We start from the raw sequence: 1,355 nt of genomic DNA on the forward strand, positions 1-1,355 counted from the left end.
TGATCGTAGTCACGCCATCACTGATGGCGATGCTGTTCACGGTGGCACCCGCTTCAACGCTGCCGGTGAAGCTCACACTCGTGGCTTCGTCCGCGTTGACCAGCTCATCCCCACCGTCGTTGAACGCGATGCTGTTTGCACCATCGCCCGTGGTGGGCGCGCTGGTGTCGATGACTAGGTTGCCCGTGGCCGTGCCACTGTTACCCGCCCCGTCGGTGGCGGTCACAGTGACACTGTAGGTGCCCTCAGCCAGCGCTGGCAAGGTGTCGTCCACCAAGGTCCAGGTGCCGTCGCCATTGTTAGTGGCGGCGTAATCCACCCCTTCAACCGTCACCACGATGCTCGCCTCTGGATCATCTATGGTGCCGGTCAAGGCAGGGGTGCTGTCATTGGTGGTGTTGTCGTTGATGGTCACCGAAGGTGTGGCCGTGTCCAGGGTGGTGGTATCGGTTACCGTACCTGTATTCCCTGCGACGTCAGTCACTGTCATGGTCACGGTCAATTCGCCGTCGGCGAGGCTTGACAGATCTTGCCCAGTGACTGTCAGGTTGCCGTTGCTATCCGTGCTGATCGCCAAGCTCGGTACCGTGATGGTAGTCACGCCATCACTGATGGTGATGCTGTCGACGGTGGCACCGGCTTCAACGCTGCCGGTGAAGCTGACGTTCGTGGCTTCGCTAGCGCTTAACTGCTCATCGCCGCCGTCGTTGAACATGATGCTGTTCGCACCATCGCCCGTGGTTGGTGCGCTGGTATCAATGACTAAATTGCCCGTGGCCATGCTGCTGTTACCCGCCGCGTCGGTGGCGGTCACGGTGACCTGGTAGCTACCGTCCATAAGCGCTGGCAAGGTGTCATCCACCAAGGTCCAGGTGCCGTCGCCATTGTTAGTGGCAACATAATCCACCCCTTCGACAGTCACTACTATGCTCGCATCTGGATCATCTATGGTGCCGGTCAAGGCTGGGGTGCTGTCATTGGTGGTGTTGTCGTTGATGGTCACCGAAGGTGCGCCCGTATCTAGGGTGGTGGTATCGGTTACAGTACCTGTATTCCCTGCGACGTCAGTCACTGTCATGGTGACGGTCAATTCACCGTCGGCGAGACCTGAAAGGTCTTGCCCGGTGACTGTCAGGTTGCCGTTGCTATCTGTGCTGATCGCCGAGCTCGGCACCGTGATCGTGGTCACGCCATCACTGATGGTGATGCTGTCGACGGTGGAACCGGCTTCAACAACGCCAGAAAGGGTCACGTTGGTCGCCTCGCTTGCGCTAACCAGCTCATCGCCGCCGTCGTTGAACGCAATGCTGTTCGCACCATCGCCCGTGGTTGGCGCGCTGGTGTCAATAACTAAG

1 protein-coding gene is annotated in these 1,355 nt (G+C 59.3%); it reads right to left on the reverse strand.

Annotation, left to right across the window (positions count from 1 at the left end; translation table 11 throughout):
• Positions 1 to 1,355, reverse strand: a 1,355-nt coding sequence (locus C2M17_RS13310; protein ID WP_199776026.1) for an Ig-like domain-containing protein, incomplete at both ends; no start/stop codon positions are given.

Origin of the sequence: Pseudoalteromonas sp. T1lg10 (assembly GCF_002964545.1) — a bacterium.
Taxonomy (GTDB): Bacteria; Pseudomonadota; Gammaproteobacteria; order Enterobacterales; family Alteromonadaceae; genus Pseudoalteromonas.